The sequence below is a fragment of the Streptomyces sp. NPDC107454 genome (assembly GCF_055582885.1).
Genome location: NZ_JBVJPA010000031.1, coordinates 15,489 through 38,855, shown reverse-complemented (window position 1 = coordinate 38,855; position 23,367 = coordinate 15,489). Strand labels below are relative to the sequence as shown.

Sequence of the window (23,367 nt, the reverse complement as noted above, 5' to 3'; positions counted from 1 at the left end):
ACCAGTTCGTCTGAGACGAGGGACGTCTCGGACCGGTTCATCCGCGACAGGGGCCAGATCGACAGAGACGCGACACATGCTGAATGCGCCGCCTCAACTGATCTGGTCCGGGGCTGGGGCTGTGACCTGCTACGACCAGATCAATTGAGACACCTGGGTGCTGGTGATCTCAGTTGATCTGGTCCTTGGCGGATGAATGCTGACTCTCGTCTCAGTTGATCTGGTCTGCTTCCACCGTGAGCATCAGGGATCCGGCCTCTCGGGCGCTCACGCCCGGCTGGAGAGAGGAGCTCGCAGCTCCATGCGGAGTCGGATCGAGGTGTCAATGGGCAGTCCCATGCTGGAGTAACGAAGATCTGCTGAGTACTTCGCGATGAGGTCGAGATCCCTCAACTGCCGCTGCAGTTCAGCGGCCAGCGCTTCGTCCGGATCAGGGACGAGTTCGTCTCCATCCTGCTCGGCCAGGTACTCAAGGTGTTGATCAACCGCCTCCACCGCCCGGCGACTGGTCCAGCTGGCGAAGTCGTGGCAGCCGAACAGATAGGCGTGCGCGGCATACAACGCCGCCGCTGCGGCGGATTCGTCCGCATCATCGGGCCCGTCCTGGCCGTCGTTGTGGCAGTAGTCGCTGAGCATGTACTCGGCGACACCGCGCTTCACTGCTGAGAAGGCCGTCGTATCACCGAGAACGCCCTCCCACACAGAGTTCAGCAGGGGGCGAAGGGTCAAGGTGAACGGCGCCTGCTCGTCTTCGGGGAGCGCCTCGTGCCGACTCATGAGCCGTTCCGCAACACCGGCAGCGAAAACGCCGCGCTCCCCGGACGACCTCGCCCTCAGCCGCTTCTCCACCAGCGTTGAAAGCTCCTGCCACGTGTTCATACGAGCCACCCCGAGTCGCGAAGCCAGCGTGCTCACACCGGCAAAGGCGATCATGACATCCGCCAGGGAAAGCTCACCGAGCGAGGATCCTTGGGCTCCGATCACGGGATACAACCAACGCGGTTTCCCCATCCTCCGCCCACCCACGGACCACATCAGTTGAGACGCCGAGTGAATTGGACCAGATCAACTGAGACAGGGAACAGATCGCTTGAGACGGGACACTGAACATGCCCAGGCTGCGCTGGACCAGTGTCCTCTGAGACGCCATCCGCTTTCCGAACGTGATCGTTTGGTTCGGGCTGGGTGGGCATGAACTCCGGTCGGCGGCGGGAGAGATGGGCGTAATTCGTCTGTTCGTCTCGCTTGTGGAGGTGGCTGGTGCCGTCGGTGCTCGGTCTGCTGGAGGTCCGGGAAGAGGTGGCACGGCTGCGGGAGGAGGCCGAGCGGGTGGAGGCTGCCCTGGGCGAGGCGGAACGGGCGCTTCAACGTCTGGCGGAAGCCCGCGTGACGGTGGCCAAGGTGCTGTCCGAGCCGCCCGTCGCGGTCGCGGAGCCGGTGGCAAGCGCGGTGACGGGGTCGGTGTGCCGCACCGGCCGACGCCACAGGCCGACCTCGGTCCATACCGTGAAGCGGCGATGCGCGGTGGCGGAGGACGTGCCGAACGTCGGCGGCAGATGCCGCCAGGCACAGCCGCTGGTCAGCACGTACACCACTGCGGTGAACACGGCCCGCTCGTCACACGGAGCGGTCCCACCACCTTGCGGTCGAGCCGCGAACGACGGCAGTAACGGGGCGACCAGCTCCCAGAGTTCATCAGGAACCAGACGCTTAGACAGATCAGCACCCACGGCCGGCATCATGCCGCTCAAACGTCAAGTCACGTGGGCCAGCCTCTAAACCTTGACTGATGCGGCCGATCTGGCGGCCTGCTCGATCTTCGCGCAGTAGGCGACGCGGGCTTCCTCGTCGATCCGCTGCTCGTGTTCGGCGCGCAGCCCGGTCCGGCCGTCGAGGCCCTCGCGCAGGATGTCGGCGTGCCCGGCATGCCGGACGGACTCGCTGAGGACATGGACCATGACGGCGAACAGGTTCGTGTCGGCATATGGCTCCGGCCACCACGGCACGTGGCCGGGGGCGTCGAGGGGAAGCTCGTTGATCGTCGCGTCCGAGTGTTCCCACGTGCGCCGGTAGGACTCGATGATCTGATCGCGCGTCTCGTCCTCGGTCGCCCACTGATCGCTGCCGTCGTGGTCCTGCCACCGGGGTAGCGGTTCCGGGGAAGGGCGGTCGAAGACCTCGCCGAAGTACCTGGCCTCGACGCTGGCCACGTGTTTGACCAGGCCGAGGAGGTTGGTCCCGGTCGCTGTCAAAGGTCGGCGGGCGTCGTATTCGGACAAGCCGTCGAGTTTCCAGAGCAGCGCCTTGCGGTCCCGCCGCAGTCTCCCGTGCAGGTTGTCTTTCGCGAATTCATCGATCATGCGGCATGAGCCTGCCATGGGCTGCTCGTGGCCTCAAGATCCGGTACGTGGTCTCAACGACCGGCAGAGCCGAGGCCTGGCCACGGCCACCGCCCTGAGCTGCCACAAGAGGCTCGCGAAACTTGCCACGTGAGACGCCCGCTTAGACCACTCCGGAGCCTTTGCAATGCCTTGGGGGGTGTACACAACCGCACCACCGGAGCTCCGGTCCGGGCCCGTTCACGTGCGGTCGGGCTCAGTGCTTCCACGACGGGTCGCGGCCCGCCAGTCCCAGAGCGCGATCAAACAGCGGCGCGGTCGGCGGCACGGTCACTTCGGGGCCGTACACCCCGTACTGCCTGGCCATATCGGCCTTGCCAGTGATGTCCTCGTACAGCGCCGCCGCGAGTTCGTCGTCCACGCTCAGCTTCTGCCCGGTGGCCACCGCCAGGTCCCAGCCGTGCAACAGCCACTCCCCCAGCACGATCCCACCGATGAAGCGGGCCGGCATCCGACTGCTCCCGGCCATCGCCGTCTCGCCGGCCCAGGCCCGCGGATCGCTCCAGACTGCGGCCGTCGCCGCCGATCGGGCGGCATACGCCTCGGCCCACCCCGGCTCCGCGGTGAAGTCATGACCTTCCGTCACCTGATCCGGCCGGTCCTGCGGCGGCTGCTTGAGTCCCGCGGCGTGCCCCCGCACACCCGTCAGGAAGATCAGGTGATTCACGAGCGCCCCGACCCCCAGTTCCTGGCACGGTGTCTGCCCGTCGAGCTGGTCCGGCCTGATTCCGCCCACGATGTCCACGGCTGCCTCCGAGGCCCGGGTCATCACCGATCTCAGCTCCATGTCATCCCTTCCCCGCTTCGCGTCAGAACACGGTAGACAGGACGACGATGACGAGTATTGAACAAACGCGACAGCGGGCCATCCTCAACCCTCACACCGCGGCCGAGCGGTTCCGGCTCGATCACGCCCCGGCCCCGCCTGACCTGACTCCATTCGTCGACGGTTACTGGATCCTCCACTGGGACCTGACCGAGCCACACCAGCAGCAAGTCCTCACCCATCCGGTGATTCACCTCACCTTCACCACCGGCGGGCAGGCCCAGATCACCGGCATCGTCAGCGACACCTTCGCCCGAGAGATCTCCGGAACCGGCCGTGTACTGGGTCTGCGATTCCGACCGGGCGGCTTCCACCCCTTCTTCACTGCCCCGATGTCCACCCTCACCAACCGAGTCCTGGACATCGAAGACGTCTTCGGCCCGGCCGCGCGGACAGCCGCAGACGCCATCATCGCCGAGCTCAGCGTGCCGACCGCGCTCGAACTGGCGGCCACGCTTCTGCGTGGCTTCCGGCCCGCTCCCGACCCTGCCATCGACGAGGCCGCGCGGCTGGTCGAAACGATCAGCAACGACCCTTCCGTTCTACGGGTCTCCCAGCTCGCCGCGATCGCCGATATGAGTGCACGCCGGTTGCAGAGACTGTTCGCCGAGTACGTCGGCATCGGACCCAAGTGGGTGATCAGGCGAGCTCGCATACAGGAGGCCGCCACACGCGCGGCCACCGAACCGCAGGACTGGGCCGCTCTCGCCGCCGAACTCGGCTACGCCGATCAAGCCCACTTCACCCGCGACTTCACCGCCTCTGTAGGCACCTCCCCAGCGCAGTACGCGAGTTCAGCGCGACGCCGGAACGCCGCCGATCGCCCGCCCCGGAACGCGGTGGTGTGAGATGCCATGACGCACGAGCGCGCCCCGATCCCTGCCTGCGTCCGCGCCACCCATCCCGCCCGTCCCTTCTCCTTCACTCCAGCCAAGGGACATGGGCGAAAGCGGCCGCAACGGGGATGCCAGACCCCCAACCACGCCCGTATGCCCGTGGTGACCTGGGAGAACTCCGGGAGACTGGGAAGGCTCGCGCAACCGTTGGTGCAACAGAGGTCGCAATCCGGCGCGGTTCAGCGCTCCTGGGCAGCGCAGAGCGATCGGCCGAACCTCATGCAGCCCGCGCCGATTCCCGCGTGCGGGCCAGCAGCCGCAGTTCGGTGCGCGCTGCCGGCACCGACGGGACGGTGTTCCAGTACGGGTGCCGCCACAGGCGTACGGACGCATTGGGCGAGGCTGGCAGTACCGACATGGAAGCGCTCGCACGTCTGTGCGGCCACTCACCCCACCAGATCGAAAAACTCCTCGACCGGCTGCCCGCTTCGCGCTCGCTGAGACTGCCTGGCACCACTTCCGGGATACCGACGAAGTCGCCTGGCACCTGTCTCCCCAGGTCAGGGTGGGCCGTACAGCGGTTCAGCAGTGAAACAGCACACCAGTCAGTCTCTTCCTCACATGCCCCATCTCTGCCGGCTGCTCACCCTGAACCAGAGAGGGAGGCATCACTCAACACGAACATCCAGCTCTATTCATGCGTACTATCTCTAAACTGCCGTCGGCTTCGGCAGTTGTGTCCTGCGGGTGATCCGGTCATCGCAAACGAGGCACCTACCTCTATCCGTTCGCACACATGGCTGCTGCCTTCACCGCCGTGGCCGCGGACTACAGAAAGGCCCGTGTCATGTCTGAAATCAAGGCCCATTCCACAGAACTGACGTCGCAATACATCGCCCGGGTGACGGGTGACCTTGAGCACAACGCCAAGGAGCAGGAACGTATCGGTCAGGAGATCGAGGCCCTGCAGGAGCAGTTGCATGCCCTGCAGCAGGACCACACCGTGCTGGTGAACATGCAGCAGGCTCTCGGCACCGCAAACCCCGCCGCCGGGGCAGCCACGGCTGCGCCGTCCGTGCCTCACCAGGCCTCCGCCGAACCCAAGCAGAGCAAGCGGAAGAAGGCGGCCGCTACGCCCGCGAAGAAGACGGCTTCCAAGAAGCCCGCCGCCAAGGCCTCGTCCATGACGGCGACCGAGACGGCCGCCAAGCCGACTCTCGTCGAGGTGATCCGCGGCCACCTGGAGCAGCAGCGCGAGCCGCGTTCTGCTGCCGAAATCACTACCGCGCTCACGCAGGCCCACCCCGACCGCAGCGTGAAGACCACGGTCGTGCGCACCACTCTCGAAGGGCTGGTCGCCAAGGGGCATGCTCACCGCGCCAAGCAGGGCTCGTCGGTCTTCTACACCGCGGCGGCCGTCTCGGAGCCTGCTCCGGCCGAGCCGCAGCAGGAGGGAGCGGCAGGCTGAGCATTCGCAGGAGCCCATTGCATCGTCACCAGGGGCGGTCCGTGATGCCCCGGCCAAAACGTGATCGTGCGGGTCCGGCTGGTGTGCAGCAGTACGGGACCGGGGCAGTGCCAAGCACATCAGGCGGTCCCATGGCTTGGGCGGGAACAGCGCTGCTGGAGCCGAGCAGGCAGCGCAGCACCGGGGTGTCGTAGTCCAGTGAGCGGTGTGCATCGTGAAGGCGCAGGTCACAGGTGTGGTGTGAAGGGCAGGAGGGGCACCCGGGCAGGTCCGAAGCGGTAGTCCATCGACAAGATCGTCGGTCACCGGGCGACTTCACGGTTCGTCAGGACCAGCAGGGCCCTGACCAGGGTGGTCGCCCATTTCGGGTCGGTGCGAACCTTGACCAGCACGCGCCCGTTCTTGAGGTGCGCGAAGCCGTGCTCGACGGGGGCACGCACGGCGGCCAGCACCGTGTTCGACAGCTTCTGACCGGGGGTGAGAGGCCGGTTGCGGGCGGCCTTGTAGCCGGTGATCACTGTCGGGTCGGCGTCGGGATCGCCTGTGTCGTCGAGGCCGACGAAGCCCAGGTCGGCGACGACGCCGAGGCCGGCCTGGCGGAGGTGGGCGGTGAGTCTGTCGTGCCGGCAAGCGGTGATCTCCGAGGTGCGTCCGGGCCGGGCGGCGGAGACCCAGAGCAGTCGGCCACGATCGTCGATGAGGGCGATCACGAGCAGGCCGTGGCATTTGCTCTTGCCCGAGTAGTTCTTCCGGTTCTCCTGCCCGGTGCGGCGTCGGGTGCATATCAGGGAGCCGTCCAGCAGCACGACTCCGCCGCCCGTTCGGGCGATCTTCTTCAGTGCGCAGTCCAGGCGCGGGGCGCGGGCGGCCAGCGGGCCGACATCCTCTCGCACCCAGCGGCCCACGGTGGTGCGGTGGACCCCGTTGCCGCCGGCCAGATCACCGGGTCGCTGGTCACAGCGCAATACCGCCAGCACGACTCCGGCGATCTTCCCGGCGGGCAGCGCCCGCCACGGTGAGCGGATCCACGCAAGACCCATGACCTGCATCTTCACAATGCACAGTGCTCAAAGGGCGATATGCCGCCTGATCCGGGCCGCCGCGTGAGGTCAGCGCGGCACATAGGTGAGGATGACCGACCCGTTCCGCAGTCGCTTCTCGTCGGTAAGCCTGAGGTCCAGCCTCGTGACGTCCACGTGTTCGAAGAGCCGTTGCCCTGAGCCGGCCACGACGGGCATGAACCAGAAGCGGAACTCGTCGATCAGGTGGTCTTGGATGAGTGTGGCATCGAAACGAGTGGTGCCGTACTTGATGAGGTCCTTCCCTGGCTGCCTCTTCAGTTCCGCGATCACGCTGGACGGGTCGGGACCCAGCAGGGTGGCGTTCCATTTCGTCTCGGCCAGCGATCGAGACGCGACGTACTTGGGCATGGCGTTGATGCGGTCAATGTAGGGGTTGCCGGTGACATGACCCCAGTTCGCGTAGAAGGTCTCGTAGGTCATCCGGCCCATGACGAATGCGTCATAGTTGTCCAGCTGTTGAAGCGACAACGCCGAAGCCTCGGCGTCGAAACTGGCCCAGCGTTCAGGGGCTTCGATGACGCCGTCCAGCGTGACGAGCGTCGACTCGATGAGTTTGCGCACAGTAGTTCTCCTTCTCTGAGTGGTTAAGCGGTGAAGTCACCGCTGCACTGGTGATCTGCTGGGCCGCCGGCAAGCCGACGAGGGTGCCAGGCCAGGGCTGCCGGTCGGCGCTGGCCGGGCGCCGATCAACGGTTAGTCAACGGGGGCGGGTTGCGGGACTTGGCGCTGCCGGGTGGTTGTGGTCTGGGCGATGTCGGTGCGCCGGATGAGGAGGAAGGCGATGGGGATGGCGGACAGGGTGATGAGTCCGCAGACCCACAGGGCGGTGTGGAATCCGCCGGTGAGTGCGTTGGTGATGGCGCGGCCCTGGGTGTGGAGGTCGTGGGTTCGTGTGGCCGCCACGGTGGAGGCGATGGCGATCCCGATCGCGCCGCCGAGTTGTTGGGATGAGTCGATGAGGCCGGAGGCGACTCCTGCGTCCCGTTCGGTGACGCCGACCAGGGCTCCGATGGATACCGGGATGAAGATCCAGGTGACGGTGCCGGTGAGGAAGAAGGGCCCGGCCAGGTTCGCCCAGAAGCTGCCGCGGGCGGGGGCTTGGGTCGCCCATAGGATCCCGGCGCCGGTCAGGGTCAGTCCGGCCGCCATCACCAGGCTGAGGGAGGTGCGGGTGACGAGCATCTGCGCCGGCCCTGCGAGGACTACTCCCGTTAGCCCGACGGTGAGCCAGGCGAGGCCGGTGTTCATCGCGGAGTATCCGAGTACTTGCTGCATGTAGAGGGTGCCGATGAAGATGTACCCGTAGAAGCTGGCGCCGAGCAGGAGCCCGACGGCGTTGGACCCGGCGAGGGTTTTCAGCCGGATCAGCCGCAGCGGCAGCAGCGGCGCTTGTGCCCTGGCCTCGATGGCCACGAACGCGGCCAGGAGGACCGCCGACGACGTGAGCAGGGCCAGGGTCCCGGTGGCTGTCCACCCGACGGTTGGTGCTTGTGCGACCGCGAAGACCACGATCACCAGGGCACCTGTCACGGTGATGGCACCCAGCGGGTCGTAGCGGCGGCGTGCTCCTTGCAGCCTGCTTTCCGGCACCACTCGCCGGGTCAGGAGCAGCGCGGCCCCGCCGACGATCACGTTCAAGTAGAAGATGTACGGCCAGCCCGCGTACCGGGTGAGGGCGCCGCCGGCCAGCACGCCGACGGTCGCGCCGCTGGCGCCGATGGCGCCCCACAGGCCGAGTGCCTTGTTACGCTCGGCGCCCTCGGGAAACATGTTCATCACGATCGACAGCGCGGCGGGCAGCACCATGGCGGCGCCCAGGCCCTGAACGCCGCGCATGATGATCAGAAACGTGCCGCTGGCGGCCAGCGCGCAGGCCAGCGAGGCCGCGGTGAACAGAGCCAGCCCGGCTGTAAACACGCGCCTGCGCCCGAGCAGGTCAGCGGCTCGGCCGCCGAGCAGCAGGAACCCGCCGAAGGTGAGAGCGTACGCGGTCACCACCCACTGCAGGTCCGCCTGCGCGAAGTGCAGCTTACGGCCGATCGTCGGCAACGCGACGTTGACGATCAACATGTCGACCGCCGTCATGAAGTACGCCACGGCGAGCAGCGAGAACGCCCGCCACTGGCGCACCTGGCCGGATGCGGCGGCCAGGCCGCCGCCGATGTCGTTGCTGGGGTCTACCGCGGTCACGTCTGCCTCCGCTCGTTGCTGATCAGGTCCGCACGTTGAAACACCGGCCGTCGTGGCGATTCGCCGATGAATTCGCGCCGCAGGCGGTGTTGCACTGTCAGGAGGCGCAATCCACCGGCCCAGGTGGGTAGTCAGATGGCCTTTGGACAGGTGACAGGTGAAAGGACGGGTCCGGCATGACCGAGATATCCCTCGCCCGTGCCCAGGCTGGCGACGGCGAGGCATTCCGCGAGCTCATCGAGCCCTATCACCGTGAGTTGCAGGCGCACTGCTACCGGATTCTCGGATCGGTCCAGGACGCCGAGGACGTGCTTCAGGAGGCTCTGTTGGCCGCATGGCGCTCGATCGGCCGGTTCGACGGCCGGTCACTTCGGGCGTGGCTGTACCGGATCGCCACGACCCGCTGCCTGAACTACCTGCGCGGCGAATCCCGCCGCCCGCAACCGGCCGACCCGCTTGATCAGGGCACGCGCTGGAGCGGGCCGCTGCGGTCCGACGAGCCGTGGTGGCTGCAGCCCTACCCGGACGACCTGAGCGGCCTTGCCCCGGGCCCCGAAGCGCGGTACGCGACACGTGAGTCGATCGCTCTGTCGTTCGTGGCGGGCCTGCAGCACCTGCCACCCCAGCAACGAACCGTCCTGGTGCTTCGGGACGTGCTCGGTTTTTCAGCCGCCGAGACCGCCGGCATTCTCGGCACCACTCCGACAGCCGTCAACAGCGCGCTCATCCGAGCCCGGGGCAACCTCCCGCCCACCCCTGACCCGGACGAGGTGCCGTTGCCGCATTCCCCCGCCGAGGCCGCCATCGTCGACCGGTTCGTCACCGCGTTCGAGCGCCTCGAACTGGACGAACTCGTGGCACTTATCACCAGCGACGTCAGGCTCACCATGCCACCCGAGCCTCTCGAACTCCGCGGACCCCAGGCCGTCGGCGGATTCCTCCTGCAAGCCCACCTGGGCCACGACCTCAAACTGGTGCCCACCCGCGCCAACGGCCAACCCGCCCTCGTCCTTTACCTCCCAGATCCCGCCGCACCCCTCTGGCGGGCCAACAGCCTGGTTGTACTCACCCTGCGAGGCAAACAGATCAGCGCACTCACCCGCTTCGGCAACCTAGGGCTACTCGCCCTCTTCGGATTTCCCCGCACGCTCCAAAGAGCGTGAACACTCCGTCCGTGCGGTAGCGGGAGACAATGAACAGGGCGTAGTCGATGGCCACCGCCAGGCCCAGCATCAGCGCTAGGGTCTGCGCGTTGGAGGCCATGTCCACGAACGACGATGCGACGGTGATGGCACACAGGGCGACGCCAACGCCGACGATCGCGGACAGCAGCGGCAGTCCGGCCGCGACGAGCGATCCGAAGGTGACAACGAGGACGAAGGCGGCGACTAGCAGACCAATCAGCTCGGCTGCGTTGCCTTCTTCCTCCTCCAGCACGGCGTTGCCGCCCAGGCTGACGTTCAGACCTGCCTTCTCGCCCTTGCCCGCCACCTCGTGCAGGGCGTCCGACGCCGCGGGAGTGATGTCGGCCTGCGGGACGGCGTCACCTGGGTGTAGGCGATGCTGCCCGAGGAGCTGACCAGGCCGCTGGTGAGGGGGTCGGCGACGCTGGCCACCTGTGGCGCCTGCTGCAGATCGGCCACCAGGGACTCCACCTGCTGCTTGTGCGCGGCGGACGTCAGCTTCTGCCCGTCCTTTGCCTCGATGACCACCCGGACCGTGGCGCCGGATGCCGAGGCCTGCGGGAACTCCTTCTCCAGCAGGTCGATGGCCTGCTGCGACTGAGTACCGAGAAGGGTGAAGTCATCCGTCGTAGTGCCGGACACGCTGCTGACGCCGATAACCGCGGCGACGAGCACCGCGATCCACGCCAGCAGCACCAGCCGGCGCCGCCGGAAGGCGAGCCGGCCGAGCCGGTAGAGAAAGGTGGCTACGAAAGTTACTCCCACCAGGAGAAGAAGGGATGTGTGAGGGCGGGCCCGACAGGCTCCGCCGATGAACTTTCCGTCCTCCCTGAGACGGACGCCCCAGGCTCAGCCGACCGAGCGGCCAGCGGCGAGGAGCGCCACCGTCTCGTCCCACAGCTCGCGCTGCATGCGCGGGTCCCGTCCAGGCTCGGGGCACTGCAGCGGGCGGGCGTCGCGCACGGAGAAGTAGCCGCCGCTGGTGCGGCCGAGGGCCGGGTCGGTGGCGAGCCGCACGATGATGCCGGCGCCCTTGCGGGGGTCGCCGATCTTCAGGGTGTTCAGCACGCGCTGCAGTACTGCGGAGCCTGGCAGGTCCCGGCCGAGGCCGGTCGCGTTGAAGCCGGGGTCGCAGCAGTTCACGGTCACCTTGTCCGCGTCCAGGCGCCGGGCGAGTTCCTGCGTCCACATGATGGTCATCAGCTTGGTGCGCCCGTACAGGGCCATCGACTCCCGGCGACTGTAGGGGACGGTGCTGCGCAGGTCCTCGGCCGGAGCGATCGTCTTCGCCTGCTGGGATGCCTCGGAGGCGACGTTGACGATCCGGGCGGGGGCGGAGGCGCCGAGCCTCGCCGTCAGCGCCCCGGTCAGGACGAACGGGCTCAGGTAGTTCACCGCTGTCATGTCCGCGAAGCCTTCAGTGGTGACCCGCTGCGCAAAGGCGTGCAGACCCGCGTTGTTGATCAGAACGTCCAGGCGCGGGTAATACGCGGCGATCTCCTCACCCACCCGGCGCGCGTGCGCAGTCAGGCCGAGGTCGGCGTGGAAAACGTCCACGGGCGCGTCGGTCACCTCCTTGAGGCCGGTGACGAGCGCTTCGGCCTTGCTGCGGGATCGGGCCACGGCGCCGATGCGGTAGCCCTGGCGGGCCAGCTCGAACGCGGCAATGCGGCCCAGTCCGGAGGTAGCTCCGGTGATCACGGCGACGGGGCGGTCCATCTCGCAACTCCATTCATGAGGTACCTCACGATCATGTTGTGCGAGGATACCCGAACCATGGACCAGCCCGAAGTAACAACCACGGCCAGCACTCCGGAGCAGGTGGGGCTCTCCTTCCTCACCCTCGCCCACGGCCTACGCGAACAGGTCGACCGGTACATGACGTCGACCGCCGGCCTGTCCCTGTCCCGCACCAAAATCCTCCAAGTACTGGCCGACCGCGGCACGCTCCACCAAGCCGAGCTCGCCACCACGCTCGGACAGGCACCCCGCTCCGTCACCCAAGCCGTGGAAAGCTGTGAACGACTCGGCCTGGTCGCCCGGACCGGCGACCCCGAGGACCGCCGCCGCAAAACCGTCTCCCTTACCGAGACGGGCCGCGCGACGCTGACAGCCGCAGAACAAGCCGGAACGCACGCACTCCGCCGATGCTTCGACTCGCTCGAACCGCAACAGCTGGCAACGCTCGACGCACTGCTCAAGCGCCTCGGCACAGCCCTCACAGGCAACAACGCCAGCTGACGCGCATCACAGAAGTAGCCGTTCCACACAACCGGCATCAGGCATCAGACCCCCGAGGCTTGCTCATCGAGGGCCCCGACCGCAGAGCCATAGATGCCGCGAGAGGCCGACCGGGCGTTGCCTCGCAGAGTGTGACGCCCTGCCTCGCAATCCGGCGTACCCAGCCAGGAGGTGGCGTCGACAAGTTCTTCTCGGAGTTCGTGCAGGGCAAGCAGACGCCCGAGCCCGGCACCACCTGCACCAACAGTGAGGCAAGTCGAGTGTCGGCGCTGCGATGGCCGTTGTGACGCTCGTGGGCGCTACAGCGGCGTACTCGCTCCCTGAGGTTCTGCTGCGGCAACCCAGACAGAGACTTCGGCACCTTGGGGGTGCCAAGCGGTGTCCAGTTGGATCCGGTCGCATTCTGTCCGGACGCGGCACCTGCCGCACAGACCGAGAGTCAGCACCGGCCGTCCGCAGGACTTGCCCGCGCGGCCCGGGCAGGTGCCACCCTCACTGCGTTCGGCTTCGATCTGCGTGTGATGGAGGGCCAGTTCGCATGGCTGGGGGAGATCGAGGGCATCGACCTGACGTTGACGTTCCTGCGGACCAAGCAAGCCGACGCCATCCGCTCACGGCGACGAACCACTGTCGACCTTGAGTTTCCGGGCCCTCGCGGCTGAGAGGCTGTCCTCATGATCGACAAAAGAGGTGGGGTTGAAGGCCAGGCGGTTCACCCAGGCAAGTACGCACGTGTCGAACGGGAGAGGCGGTTCCTGCTGGCCGAGCCACCAGCACCGTCGGCGGTGACCGTCAGTCGCGTGATCAACGATCGGTATGTGACAGGAACGCGCTTGCGGCTGCGTCGGGCCGACTTCTCAGATGGCCGCTGTGAGCTCAAGCTCACCCAGAAAGTCCCGATCTCTCAGCCCGGGGCCATCCAGGGCCTGATCACGAATACGTACTTGTCGCCAGCCGAGTACGACGTGATCGCCTCACTGCCGGCCGCCCTGCTGTCGAAGACCCGTTTCAGCGTTCCCCCCTTGGGTGTCGACGTCTTCGACGGCCACTTGCAGGGCCTGGTACTCGCAGAAGCCGAGTTCACTGCAGATGACGAGGCACAGTCCTTTGTTCCCCCGGTCGAGTGCGTCGCAGAGGTCACCGACGACACCCGCTTCACGGGAGGGCGCCTCGTCCAGGCATCCCGCCACGAGCTGCTCGGGTGGCTAGCCGAATACGGACTCCACCCGGAAGCCTCCTAGCAGCACACCCCATGCCACCCCGAATCCCCTCGCCGCCCATTCAGGTGGAGTGCAGAGAAGCCAGCGCAAGACGCACAAGTACGGCAGTGGCGGCTGTCCGCTTTCTCTAGGGGTGGACCAGGTGTGGTGTGACGTTGGGTGAGGTGCGTTCGTTGAACCTCTGAGGCTCGTTCTCGGGGGGTGTGGCTCTGCGGCGGGTTGTTGCACGACTCGTGGCAGGAGTTGATGATGCGGGCGTTTCCCGTGGTGATGCCGTCCGGGCAGAGGTACTGGACGGTCCTTGATGACGACCTGGAGGTCGTCCCTGTTGCTGATCGGTGGCTTCGGAATCTGCGGTTCGGTCGGGACCGCGCCGAGCTGACCACGAAGGCATACGCCGAGGGTATTGCCCTGTACCTGAGGTGGTGCAGGGCGACAGGCCGGGAGTGGCGGGCCGCGGGCCGGGACCTCGGCCTGTTCATGGTCTGGTTGAAGTACACCCCGGCGCCTTCGGACGGGGTGGTGTCGATCGTGCAGCCGGGGCCGGGGGCGAAGCCAGTACGTGGTGAGCGGCGCATCAATCGGGTGCTGGTCGCGGTGCGGGGCCTGCTGTCGTACGCGGTGTCGGAGAGCGAGGCGCCGCGGTCGGTGCTCGGGCAGATCTACGAGCTCGCCGACAGCCGGGACCTTCCGGCGGAGGCACAGGGCGAGGACGGCGGCCTGTTTTACCGGCTTCGGCCAGTGCACTCGCTTCGCGAGCCGGAGACACAAGTGGACCGGGCCGAGGACGCCGAGCTGGTGGCGATGTTCGTCGCCTGCCGCAACGCGCGTGACCGGCTGATCGTCCTGCTGGTGGGCCGGGTAGGGCTGCGTCGCGGTCAGGTGGCGGGTCTGCGGCGCAGTGACGTTCATCTGCTGCCGGACTCCCGGGCGCTGGGCTGCGATTACCCGGGCGCTCACGTGCATGTGCGGCGGCGGGAGAACGTGAACGGGGCCTGGTCGAAGTCGCGGCAAGCCTGGGTGGCGCCGTTGGACTTCCTGGTGGTGTCCGCGTTCGACCTGTATTACGAGGAGCGGCACCGACTGCGCGGATCGGGCGGGAGCGACTTCCTGCTCGTGAACCTCTTCCGGGCACCGCTTGGAGAACCGGTGTCACCGGAGGCGATTGGGGAGTTGCTGGAACGGCTCAGCGACCGGGCCGGTCTGGCCCGGCGGGTGGGAGCACACATGGCCCGCCGGGCCTTCGCGTCGAACGTCGCCGACGCCGGAGGTGCTCCGGACGAGGTGCAGGCGGTGCTCGGGCAGAAGAGCCTGGATTCGCAAGCGCCGTACCTGTTCCCGGATCCGAAGCGCGTGCGGGCGGCGGTCGAGCGGGTGCCATCGCCGCGTGGGCTGGGCGGACCGGAGGCCGGCCGGTGATGGCCGCGAGCGCCGCAGCCCTGCTCGGGAGCGGAGCGCCGACGGGGAACCAGGCGCGGACGGGGAACGAGCGGCTGGAGGAGATCCTCACAGCCCTGGACAGCGACTTCCTCGTCCTGTTGGGGTGGGACTGGGAACGGCGGGTGATCACGTGGCCGCGGCAGCATCCGGTGATCGGCCTGCCCGACTGCCCCGTACCCGGCTGCCCTCTGGCGATCACCGTCTTGACGCGGCCGATGTGCGGGGGCTGTATGGAGCGGTGGCACCGCTCCGACCTCCAGCTGGAGGAGTTCCTGCTCGTGCCGAAGGAGACCAGCCGCGGGGTCGGCCAAGGCCCGTGCACGGTTGGAAGTTGCGAGCGGCCCCGCATCACCGTCGCCAGCCAGCTCTGCCTGGCCCACCATACCCAGCACACCAAGACCGGCCTCAGCGCTTTGGCCTTGGAGGAGTTCCTCGTCCACCCGAGAGTGACCGGGTACGCCTCCTTCGGGCCGTGCGAGGTGGCCGCGTGCTACCTGGACCGCGTCAGCCGCCAAGCCGCGTACTGCAAGGCGCATCTCAACCGCCTGTACCAGGCCCGAACAATGCCCGGGTTCGGCGAGGCGCACTGGCGCCGGACGGACAAGGCGATCTGCACCACTCGCGAGGTCAGCCTGCGCGGCCTGCCGGACCGGCTGGTCGCCGAGCTCCTCTACGGGCTGTGGGCCCGCACCCAGGATGGATTCAAGGCACGCCCGGAGTGCCTGCGCCCGCTGTATGACCGGCTACGCACCCACCAGGTGCAGCAGCTGGCGGAGGTGACGGATCCGGCAGGTCACGGGCACAGCCGCGAACAGGTCACGATGATCCGGGCCTGGCAGCGGGCGCTGCGCCTGCTGAACATGACGCCGGAAGCCGAACGCGTCAAGGACGTCTGGAAATGGCGGTCTTCGGCTACACCGGCCACATCTCGTTCGCGCCCGTGCTGCAGGAGCCGCTGCGGGAAGCGATGAAGATCTGGGTCTACCACGACTTGCCCCGGCGCCGGAACAAGAACGCGGTCCAGCGCTCCCGCGCAATCATCGCGGCCGTGGGCATGCTCTCGGAGAGCCTGCGCGTGCAGCGCCAGGACCGTGGCACGGTGCCTGCGGCCTGGGGACGCAGCGACATCGTCGCCTTCATCAATCGCATGGGCTACTTCACCTCGACCGGGAAGATCAGCCCATCCCGACGGCTGGCCTTCACCCGGTTCGTCCGCCGAGTCCTGCACCGCTTCCGCACTCTCGGCCTCACCATGCCCGGGCAGCTGCTGGAGGGAATGCCGGCCGACTTCTCTATCTCGCCGGAGGACATGCCCGATGAGCCCGAGGACACCGAGGCTGGACGCGACCTGCCAGAAGAGGTGCTGCGTGAGCTGTGCGCCCACCTGGACGAGTTGGAAGCCATGAGCAGCATCGAGGTCCGCGTCGCCGCCGAGCTTCTCATCGACACCGGACGGCGTCCAGACGAGATCAACACCTTGTCTCTCAACTGCCTGGAGCAGGACCCGGACGGCTCCGACGTCCTGGTCTACGACAACCACAAGGCATATCGACTCGGCCGACGCCTGCCGATCGGCAGGGAGACCGCCGGGACCATCCGCCGCCAGCAGCAGCGCGTCCGCGGACGCTTCCCCGCAACCGACCTTGCCCGACTGCGACTTCTTCCGCGCCCCAAGGCCAACCCGGAGGGCACCAAGCCGCTCGTGGACATCTCCGCCCAGCACCGGGCCTGGGTGGGCTCCTTCCCCGACCTCTTGGTGCCGGTCGCCGTCGCCGAAGGAGACACCCGCGTCACACGACTCGTGCCGTTCGACAAAACCCGGATCTTCCCCTACGCCTACCGGCACTGCTACGCCCAGCGACACGCCGACGCCGGCGTCCCGGTCGACGTCCTCAAGGAGCTGATGGACCACCGGCTGATCACCACCACCCAGGGCTACTACCGCGTCGGCGAGGAACGCCGCCGCGAAGCCGTCGACCGCGTCACCGCCCTGCAGTTCGACCGCCGCGGCAACCGGGTGTGGCGCAAGGCCCAATCGCTGCTGGACTCCGAGCACGTGCGACGGGCGATTGGCGAGGTCAGTGTCCCCTACGGCGTGTGCCAGGAGCCCTCAAACGTCGCGGCCGGCGGACAGAGTTGCCCCATCCGGTTCCGTTGCGTGGGTTGCGATCACTTCCGCACTGACGTCTCCTACCTTCCCGATCTGCAGACATACCTCGCTGACCTGCTGCGCAGTCGTGAGCGGCTGATGTCCGCGTTCGAGGCGGACGACTGGGCGCGCAGCGAGGCCATGCCCTCGGATGAGGAGATCCGACGAGTGCGGCGCCTGATCACCCGGGTCAAAGCCGACCTCGGCGACCTGAGCGCGGAGGAACAGGCGCAGATTCAGGAGGCCGTCGCCGTGGTCCGCCGCAGCCGCAGCGTGATGCTCGGCATGCCCCGCATCGGCCAGCCCCTTCCCGACGTCCGCCCCCGGAGGGCCGAATGACCACGATGCACCAAGGCCGCCAGGACGACACCGACCGCCGCCGTCAGCGGGTGGCCAGCGCCCTCAAGACAGCGGCTCAGAACGGCTCGCCCATCAGCGTCTCCGGCATCGCCCGGCAGGCCGGGGTGGACCGCACGTTCCTCTACCGCCACCGCGACCTGCTCGCCCTGATCCACGCCGCCGAACTCGAACCCGCCGCACAGGATTCGGCGGGCGCCACCCCCGTCAGCCGTGCCTCACTCCAGGCCGATCTCGCCAACGCACAGGCGCGCAACACCCGGCTCGTCGCCCGCGTCCAGCAGCTGGAGAAGCGTCTGTCCGAGGCGCTGGGGGAGCAGGTCTGGCGCGAGTCCAGCCTCGGTGCCCCCGCCGATGTCGAGGAACTCCTGCGGACAATCACCCGCCTGGAACAGCAGTCCGTCGAGCTGAAGGCGTCCCTGGAGGAGCGCGAGGCCGAACTTGAAGCTGCCCGGGAAGCCAACCGGCAGCTGACCAGGGCCTTGAACCAGCGCGAGTGACCGGGCCGTCAGCCCCGCGCCACTTCCGAGATCAGCACCCGGACACGGGTCTCGATCGCGTCGCGGATAGGGCGCACCGCCTCAACACCTTGCCCGGCCGGGTCGTCGAGCTGCCAGTCGAGGTACCGCTTGCCAGGGAAGACGGGGCAGGTGTCGCCGCACCCCATGGTGATGACGACGTCGGATGCCTGGACGGCCTCCACCGTGAGGATCTTCGGGGTCTCGGCGGAGATGTCGATGCCAACCTCGCGCATCGCTTCGACCACGGCCGGGTTGACGGTGTCTGCGGGAGCCGAGCCGGCGGAGCGGACCTCAAAGAGGTCGCTCGCGAGGTGAGTGAGGAAGGCGGCGGCCATCTGGGAGCGGCCGGCGTTATGGACGCAGACGAACAGCACCGACGGACGCGGCGTGGCGGAAGAGCTCATGGGCGGGGGCTTTCTCGGGAGAGCGGATCGGTCAGGAGACGGCGGGTTCCGGCTCGCCGTGCGGGACGACGACCTCATCCGGGACGGGAGCAGGGCGGCCGTAGACGACAGCGAAGGCCGCCAGCCCGAGCACGGCTCCCAGCAACTGGGCCGCGATGAACGGGGCGACAGAGACAGGGGCGATACCGGCGAAGGTGTCGGTGAACGCCCGGCCGATGGTCACCGCCGGGTTCGCGAAGGACGTGGAGGAGGTGAACCAGTAGGCGGCGCCGATGTAGGAGGCCACCGCGGCCGGGGCGAGCGCGGCGCGGCCGATTCGGTTCAGGCCGAAGATCAGCAGGATCAGCCCGGCCGTCGCGACGATCTCGCCCAGCAGCAGGTGACCGGCGGACCTGTCGTGGGCGGAGAACTTGACCAGCGGCTTGGCGAACATCGCGTCGGCCAGGATCGCCCCGCCAATCGCGCCCGCGATCTGGGCGGGTACGTACGCGGCGACGTTCCGCATGCCCAGGCCATCCGGATCACGACGGCCGGTGAACCAGGCGGCGAGCGTGACGACCGGGTTGAAGTGCGCGCCGGACACGGGCCCGAGCAGCAGGATGAGCACGCCTAGGCCGAAGACCGTGGCGAGGGAGTTGGCGAGCAGCTGCAAGCCGACGTCGTGCGACAGCTCGGTGGCCTGGATGCCGGATCCGACCACCACCGCCACCAGCAGTCCGGTGCCGATCGCCTCGGCGGCGACGCGGCGGCCGAGCGGTGCGTTCACGCGGTGACTCCGGCGGGCTGCGTGGTGGTCAGGAACGCGGCGAGCTTGTCGAGGACCCCGGGCAGCACCCAGTAGTAGACCCAGGTGCCGCGGCGCTCACAGTCGATCAGGCCAGCCTGGCGCAGGAGCTTGAGGTGGTGGGAGATCGTCGGCTGGGACAGGTCGAAGGCCGGAGTCAGCTCGCACACGCACACCTCCCCGCCCTGGCCGCGGGAGGCGATCATCGACATCAGGCGCAGTCGGACGGGGTCGCCCAGGGCCTTGAAGACTTTCGCCAGGTCGGCGGCCTGGTTCTCGTCCAGCGGCGCGGCTGACAGGCCCGGGCAGCAGGCTGCATCTTGGCCGATCACCTCAAGCTCTTGTTTCGACATGCCTCTATGTTGACGTTTTTCGATTCAAGGCGCAAGGTTGCATCAATGAACGTCAATACAGGCCAGTTCCGGGGCTTGCCATGCCCGTCACCTGGGAGTGAGTCATGACCGAGCAGTCCACCGACCTGCGTGAAACCGTCCGCCAGCGGTACGCGGCGGCAGCCGTGAAGGTCACCGAGGGCGGCACCGCCTGTTGCGGACCCGAGCCGGTCGAGGTCGACGAGAACTTCGGCTCCGCCCTCTACGCCGCCGACGAGCGCGACGCCCTGCCGGCCGGGGCCGTCGCCGCCTCGCTCGGCTGCGGCAACCCCACCGCCGTCGCCGAACTGCGCGAGGGTGAGCGAGTCCTCGATCTCGGCTCGGGCGGGGGCATCGACGTCCTCCTCTCCGCCCGCCGCGTCGGGCCGACCGGCAAGGCGTACGGGCTGGACATGACCGAGGAGATGCTCGCCCTGGCTCTCTCCAACACGGCGAAGGCGGGCGCCACGAACGTCGAGTTCCTCAAGGGCGCCATCGAAGCCGTCCCACTGCCCGCGAACACCATCGACGTCGTCATCTCCAACTGCGTCATCAACCTGTCCACCGACAAGCCCGCCGTCTTCGCCGAGACCTTCCGCGTCCTCAAGCCCGGCGGCCGGATCGGCGTCTCCGACGTCGTCGCCGACGACACCCTCACCACCGAACAGCGTGCCGAGCGCGGCGACTACGTCGGCTGCATCGCCGGCGCACTGTCCTTCGCCGAATACCGCGCGGGTCTGGAAGCGGCCGGGTTCACAGGCGTCGAGATCACCCCGACCCACCCGGTCGCCGACGGCATGCACTCCGCCATCGTCCGCGCCACCAAGCCCGCTGCCTCCGTGCAGGACGCCCCCGCGACGGACGACTCCTGCTGCGGTGTCACCGCCTGCTGCACCCCGGCCGAGCAGGCGGCCGACCCGTCCGTCACCGTGAGCGAGGCCAAGACGGGTGCCATTAACGAACGTGTCACGAGCCCCAAACGCAGATGTTCCCGCTGGTGAGGGCGGTCTGTCGCGAGTCTCAGGGGCCGATACGGGAGCGTTCGAGTACCCGATACACCGTCGCCCTCGATACAGAGAACAACTCGGCGAGGTCGGAGATGGAGTGCTCGCCGGTGGCGTGCTGCTCGACCAAGTGGGCCTGCTGCCGGGCCGTCAGCTTGGGTTTCTTGCCCTTCAGCTGCCCCTTCGCCCTGGCGACGGCCATGCCCTCCCGGGTCCGCAGCCGCAGGAGGTCAACCTCGAACTCGGCGAAGGTGGCCAGGATGTTGAAGAACATCTTGTCCATGGGGTCGGCCGGGTCGTAGAGGCTGCCGCCGAGGGAGAGCTTGACGCCGCGGGCGACGAGTGAGTCGCCGATGTCACGGGCGTCGGGCACGGGGCGGGCGAGGCGGTCGAGCTTGGGCACGACGAGGGTGTCGCCGACGCGCACGGCGGCGAGGGCTTGGTCGAGGCCGGGCCGGTTGCGGTGGGTGCCGGTCAGTCCGCGGTCGAGGTAGATCCGGTCTTCGGGTACGCCGAGGCCGGTGAGGATCTCCCGCTGGGCGGTGAGGTCCTGGGCGTCGGTCGAGCAGCGGGCGTAGCCCGTGAGGAGTCCGGTCACAGCCGAGGAGTGTACGGATAGCCCCTGTTGACCGTACAGATCACCGGACACCCTAAATGAGACGTCGTTCGTCCTGGTCGAAGATCCCTGCCGAGCAAGATCACTTCTGTTCGTTGGGGGATCCTCTTACGAACAGGGGCTGTCGGCCTGCCCGTTGAAACAGGGGCGGGGCTCGCGGTTCATCCGCGTGAGCCCCGCCCCGGTGTCACGCCGTCATCCGTGGCGGCTCCAGTGCCAGTGTCAGTGGTGCGACTGGTGCCGTTCGTGGTGGCAGTGGTGCTTGATGGTGGTGGGGTCGGTGGCGGTATGGGGTTTGGGGTCGCCGCCCCCGGTGACCGTGGTGGTGTTGGTGACCTGGCGGGGGGCGTGGCAGGAGACGTCGACCTTCAGCTTGATCGGCGGGTACTTCTGCCCGGCGGCCAGGACGTCACTGCGGGTGCAGGTCAGCGTGGACCGGTTGCAGTTCCAGCCCGAGCCGCTGATCTTGTCGGCGGTAAGTCCCTTCGGCAGGGTGTCGTGAACCGTAACCGTGCTGCCGCCAGTTGGGCCGGTCCCGTTGTTGCCGACCGTGATGGTGTAGGTGCCGTCCTTGCCCTCGGTGAAGTGCCCGATGTGCCTCTTGGCGATGGTCAAGGAGGGCTTCTGGCAGCCGGGCTGGATGGTCGTGGAGTCGGTGGCGGTGTGGGTGGTGGGGTCGCCGCCTCCGGTGACGGTGGCGGTGTCGGTGCCCTGAGCTGGAGCCGTGCAGGACACGTCGACCTGCAGGGTGATGGGTTGGTAGCTGCTTCCGGCGGCCAGCACGTCACTGCGCGTGCACGTCAGCGTGGCCAGGGTGCAGGTCCATCCCGTGCCGGTGATGCTGGCCGCGGTGAGTCCTGCCGGCAGGGTGTCGTGCACGGTGACCGTGCTGCCGTCAGTTGAGCCGGTCCCGTTGTTGCCGACGGTGATGGTGTAGGTGCCTTGCTGGCCTTGGGTGAAGTTTCCGGTGTGGGTCTTGGCGATGGCCAAGGTGGCCTTCGGGGTGAGGTAGCTGATGGTGATGCCCGCGGCGGCGCTGGTCACCGTGGGGCCCGTGCCGCCGGCCGGGACCAGGGACGAACCACCGCCCCCACCACCCGCGCTCCCGAACGGGCTGATGTTGATGTTGAGGTCGCCACCACCACCGCCGCCGTAGTAGCCGCCGCCTCCGCCGCCACCCGTCCGGAAGCCGCCTGGACCGCCGCCGTCGCCGCCGGTGCCGAGTGTGCCGGAGGCGCCGCTGGAACCGCTGGGGGACGTGCCGCCAGGCCCGCCCTGGGTGGCCGTGCCGGCCCCGCCGCCGGTTCCCCCGTTGCACACCCCGTTTGCGCCCGGCTGGCCGGCGTCCCCGCCCTGGCTGCCGCCCGTGCACGACGAGCTGAATACCTCACCGGCTCCACCGCCGCCTGCGGCCACGATCAGGCGGGAGTCGGTGGTGGTGAGGGGCGTGGTCCGGGGCTGGGTACGGACGTCGGAGGCCCCGCCTCCACCGCCGCCGTAGTGGCTGCTGCCGCCGCCGTTGAAGCCGCCGATACACGGCGAGAAAGGGTAGCAGGTGGGGGTGGTGAGCGTGGGGATGCCACCGACCTCGACGTAGAGGGTCTGCCCGCCGGACAAGCCGGTGAGCGTGCCCGACACCTGGGCGCCCCGGCCGCCGGGCGTGGTGTTGACACCCGACAGACCGCCGGCCGCGCCGATCGCCGTGACGTCGACCTGCGTGACACCGACTGGGACGGTGAACGTCTCCTCGGCGCCAGTGAAGGCGAACGTACAGGTGGTGGTGGGACCGGAGACCGTACAGGTGCCCTGCGCGTGGGCGGGCACGGACAACGCCACCGGGGTGACGGCCGCGGCGCAGAAGACACCGGCCGCCATGGCCAGCACTCGGCCCCGACTCCTGGCCGAACCGGCACGATACCTGCGCGCTGAGCCTGGCAGGCTGGCAGCCGCCGGCAGTGAGAATGTCACCGTAAACTCCAGAAGACGGAAGAAGGCCTTGGCGAGGGATCGCCTTCGGCCATTGTGGATCAGGCACCCCAGGCCCCTGACCGGCGACAGGCCCGACACACTGTCGGTTCACACCAGCGGCCCCCGGGCTTGGCTTTCAGCAGCACCCAGGCCCGAGCGCACAATCACAGTCCCGAAGCAAGCACCCAGGCGCTCTCGAAACTCGTGAACATGACCCGTCCGTCATGAAGGCCTTGGGGGTCGAGTAGGAACCGCGCAGAGAGTGCAGTTTGCTGTCACATGATTTGACACCCTGGCTCCCGCCACG

At 68.0% G+C, this 23,367-nt stretch carries 27 protein-coding genes; 11 read left to right on the top strand and 16 right to left on the bottom strand.

Features of this window, described 5'->3' with window-relative positions; translation table 11 throughout:
- Positions 1–267: 267 nt before the first annotated feature.
- The 4 genes from ACZ69M_RS47870 to ACZ69M_RS47855 all read right to left on the bottom strand — a co-directional run bounded on the left by ACZ69M_RS47870 (position 268) and on the right by ACZ69M_RS47855 (position 3,186).
- Positions 268–984, bottom strand: a complete 717-nt coding sequence (locus ACZ69M_RS47870) for a hypothetical protein (RefSeq protein WP_470059997.1) — start codon at positions 982–984, stop codon at positions 268–270.
- 380 nt (positions 985–1,364) lie between these two features.
- Positions 1,365–1,739, bottom strand: a complete 375-nt coding sequence (locus tag ACZ69M_RS47865) for a transposase (RefSeq protein ID WP_470060036.1) — start codon at positions 1,737–1,739, stop codon at positions 1,365–1,367.
- 36 nt (positions 1,740–1,775) lie between these two features.
- Positions 1,776–2,360 (bottom strand): DinB family protein, encoded by a 585-nt coding sequence (locus tag ACZ69M_RS47860; RefSeq protein ID WP_470059996.1) that lies wholly within the window; start codon positions 2,358–2,360, stop codon positions 1,776–1,778.
- A gap of 235 nt (positions 2,361–2,595) precedes the next feature.
- Complete coding sequence (locus tag ACZ69M_RS47855; protein ID WP_470059995.1) at positions 2,596–3,186, bottom strand: TIGR03086 family metal-binding protein; 591 nt, start codon at positions 3,184–3,186, stop codon at positions 2,596–2,598.
- A gap of 47 nt (positions 3,187–3,233) precedes the next feature.
- On the opposite strand from ACZ69M_RS47855, the gene ACZ69M_RS47850 reads away from it, so the two are divergent.
- On the top strand, positions 3,234–4,073 hold the full coding sequence (locus tag ACZ69M_RS47850) for a DUF6597 domain-containing transcriptional factor (protein WP_470059994.1): 840 nt from the start codon (positions 3,234–3,236) through the stop codon (positions 4,071–4,073).
- 265 nt (positions 4,074–4,338) lie between these two features.
- On the opposite strand, the gene ACZ69M_RS47845 is transcribed toward ACZ69M_RS47850, so the two are convergent.
- Positions 4,339–4,479 (bottom strand): hypothetical protein, encoded by a 141-nt coding sequence (locus ACZ69M_RS47845; RefSeq protein ID WP_470059993.1) that lies wholly within the window; start codon positions 4,477–4,479, stop codon positions 4,339–4,341.
- A gap of 378 nt (positions 4,480–4,857) precedes the next feature.
- Here ACZ69M_RS47845 and ACZ69M_RS47840 point away from each other — a divergent pair, with 378 nt between their 5' ends.
- Positions 4,858–5,529 carry a hypothetical protein gene (locus tag ACZ69M_RS47840; protein WP_470059992.1) on the top strand — a complete coding sequence of 224 codons (672 nt, stop codon included), beginning with the start codon at positions 4,858–4,860 and terminating at the stop codon, positions 5,527–5,529.
- 302 nt (positions 5,530–5,831) lie between these two features.
- Here the strand turns inward: ACZ69M_RS47840 and ACZ69M_RS47835 are convergent, their stop codons facing one another.
- The 3 genes from ACZ69M_RS47835 to ACZ69M_RS47825 form a co-directional block, all read right to left on the bottom strand.
- Positions 5,832–6,569, bottom strand: coding sequence for a transposase family protein (locus tag ACZ69M_RS47835; protein ID WP_470059991.1), 738 nt, complete (start codon positions 6,567–6,569; stop codon positions 5,832–5,834).
- 69 nt (positions 6,570–6,638) lie between these two features.
- Complete coding sequence (locus ACZ69M_RS47830; RefSeq protein WP_470059990.1) at positions 6,639–7,172, bottom strand: dihydrofolate reductase family protein; 534 nt, start codon at positions 7,170–7,172, stop codon at positions 6,639–6,641.
- A gap of 132 nt (positions 7,173–7,304) precedes the next feature.
- Entirely contained in the window at positions 7,305–8,801 is a 1,497-nt protein-coding gene (locus ACZ69M_RS47825) for an MFS transporter (RefSeq protein WP_470059989.1), read from the bottom strand.
- Positions 8,802–8,977: 176 nt separating this feature from the next.
- Between ACZ69M_RS47825 and ACZ69M_RS47820 the strand changes: the two genes are divergently transcribed.
- Positions 8,978–9,964: an RNA polymerase subunit sigma-70 gene (locus ACZ69M_RS47820; protein WP_470059988.1), complete on the top strand. Its 987-nt coding sequence runs from the start codon at positions 8,978–8,980 to the stop codon at positions 9,962–9,964.
- Here the strand turns inward: ACZ69M_RS47820 and ACZ69M_RS47815 are convergent.
- From ACZ69M_RS47815 to ACZ69M_RS47805, 3 genes are all read right to left on the bottom strand, one after another.
- Positions 9,897–10,292 (bottom strand): MMPL family transporter, encoded by a 396-nt coding sequence (locus tag ACZ69M_RS47815; RefSeq protein ID WP_470059987.1) that lies wholly within the window; start codon positions 10,290–10,292, stop codon positions 9,897–9,899. The two genes, ACZ69M_RS47820 and ACZ69M_RS47815, sit on opposite strands and share 68 nt — an antisense overlap.
- Positions 10,262–10,750, bottom strand: coding sequence for an MMPL family transporter (locus ACZ69M_RS47810; RefSeq protein ID WP_470059986.1), 489 nt, complete (start codon positions 10,748–10,750; stop codon positions 10,262–10,264). The genes ACZ69M_RS47815 and ACZ69M_RS47810 overlap by 31 nt, the downstream gene beginning before the upstream one ends.
- Before the next feature lie 84 nt (positions 10,751–10,834).
- Positions 10,835–11,704 carry an SDR family NAD(P)-dependent oxidoreductase gene (locus ACZ69M_RS47805; protein WP_470059985.1) on the bottom strand — a complete coding sequence of 290 codons (870 nt, stop codon included), beginning with the start codon at positions 11,702–11,704 and terminating at the stop codon, positions 10,835–10,837.
- 57 nt (positions 11,705–11,761) lie between these two features.
- Here ACZ69M_RS47805 and ACZ69M_RS47800 point away from each other — a divergent pair, with 57 nt between their 5' ends.
- The 7 genes from ACZ69M_RS47800 (at position 11,762) to ACZ69M_RS47770 (ending at position 17,892) form a co-directional block, all read left to right on the top strand.
- A complete protein-coding gene (locus ACZ69M_RS47800; RefSeq protein WP_470059984.1) occupies positions 11,762–12,226 on the top strand; it encodes a MarR family winged helix-turn-helix transcriptional regulator in 465 nt (154 codons plus the stop codon).
- 386 nt (positions 12,227–12,612) lie between these two features.
- Positions 12,613–12,888: a hypothetical protein gene (locus ACZ69M_RS47795; RefSeq protein ID WP_470059983.1), complete on the top strand. Its 276-nt coding sequence runs from the start codon at positions 12,613–12,615 to the stop codon at positions 12,886–12,888.
- A 12-nt stretch (positions 12,889–12,900) separates the two neighbouring features.
- A complete protein-coding gene (locus tag ACZ69M_RS47790) occupies positions 12,901–13,467 on the top strand; it encodes a CYTH domain-containing protein (protein ID WP_470059982.1) in 567 nt (188 codons plus the stop codon).
- A gap of 459 nt (positions 13,468–13,926) precedes the next feature.
- Positions 13,927–14,865 carry a tyrosine-type recombinase/integrase gene (locus tag ACZ69M_RS47785; RefSeq protein WP_470060035.1) on the top strand — a complete coding sequence of 313 codons (939 nt, stop codon included), beginning with the start codon at positions 13,927–13,929 and terminating at the stop codon, positions 14,863–14,865.
- On the top strand, positions 14,865–15,857 hold the full coding sequence (locus ACZ69M_RS47780; protein WP_470059981.1) for a hypothetical protein: 993 nt from the start codon (positions 14,865–14,867) through the stop codon (positions 15,855–15,857). Before ACZ69M_RS47785 ends, ACZ69M_RS47780 begins: the two co-directional genes overlap by 1 nt.
- Positions 15,785–17,374 carry a hypothetical protein gene (locus ACZ69M_RS47775; protein WP_470059980.1) on the top strand — a complete coding sequence of 530 codons (1,590 nt, stop codon included), beginning with the start codon at positions 15,785–15,787 and terminating at the stop codon, positions 17,372–17,374. The genes ACZ69M_RS47780 and ACZ69M_RS47775 overlap by 73 nt, the downstream gene beginning before the upstream one ends.
- Positions 17,371–17,892, top strand: coding sequence for a DUF6262 family protein (locus ACZ69M_RS47770; RefSeq protein ID WP_470059979.1), 522 nt, complete (start codon positions 17,371–17,373; stop codon positions 17,890–17,892). Before ACZ69M_RS47775 ends, ACZ69M_RS47770 begins: the two co-directional genes overlap by 4 nt.
- 8 nt (positions 17,893–17,900) lie before the next feature.
- Here ACZ69M_RS47770 and ACZ69M_RS47765 read toward each other — a convergent pair whose 3' ends face one another.
- Genes ACZ69M_RS47765 through ACZ69M_RS47755 form a run of 3 tightly spaced genes read right to left on the bottom strand, consistent with a single transcriptional unit; the run spans position 17,901 to position 19,454 of the window.
- Complete coding sequence (locus tag ACZ69M_RS47765) at positions 17,901–18,317, bottom strand: arsenate reductase ArsC (protein WP_470059978.1); 417 nt, start codon at positions 18,315–18,317, stop codon at positions 17,901–17,903.
- A gap of 31 nt (positions 18,318–18,348) precedes the next feature.
- Complete coding sequence (locus tag ACZ69M_RS47760; RefSeq protein ID WP_470059977.1) at positions 18,349–19,083, bottom strand: aquaporin; 735 nt, start codon at positions 19,081–19,083, stop codon at positions 18,349–18,351.
- A complete protein-coding gene (locus ACZ69M_RS47755; protein ID WP_470059976.1) occupies positions 19,080–19,454 on the bottom strand; it encodes an ArsR/SmtB family transcription factor in 375 nt (124 codons plus the stop codon). Before ACZ69M_RS47755 ends, ACZ69M_RS47760 begins: the two co-directional genes overlap by 4 nt.
- Before the next feature lie 104 nt (positions 19,455–19,558).
- Between ACZ69M_RS47755 and arsM the strand changes: the two genes are divergently transcribed.
- On the top strand, positions 19,559–20,473 hold the full coding sequence (gene arsM, locus ACZ69M_RS47750) for an arsenite methyltransferase (protein WP_470059975.1): 915 nt from the start codon (positions 19,559–19,561) through the stop codon (positions 20,471–20,473).
- Between the two features lie 19 nt (positions 20,474–20,492).
- On the opposite strand, the gene ACZ69M_RS47745 is transcribed toward arsM, so the two are convergent.
- Both ACZ69M_RS47745 and ACZ69M_RS47740 read right to left on the bottom strand, forming a co-directional pair.
- The gene (locus ACZ69M_RS47745; protein WP_470059974.1) at positions 20,493–21,074 is read right to left on the bottom strand and encodes a recombinase family protein; all 582 of its coding nucleotides are present in this window, start codon (positions 21,072–21,074) and stop codon (positions 20,493–20,495) included.
- A 240-nt stretch (positions 21,075–21,314) separates the two neighbouring features.
- On the bottom strand, positions 21,315–22,967 hold the full coding sequence (locus ACZ69M_RS47740; RefSeq protein WP_470060034.1) for a glycine-rich protein: 1,653 nt from the start codon (positions 22,965–22,967) through the stop codon (positions 21,315–21,317).
- Positions 22,968–23,367: the final 400 nt, after the last annotated feature.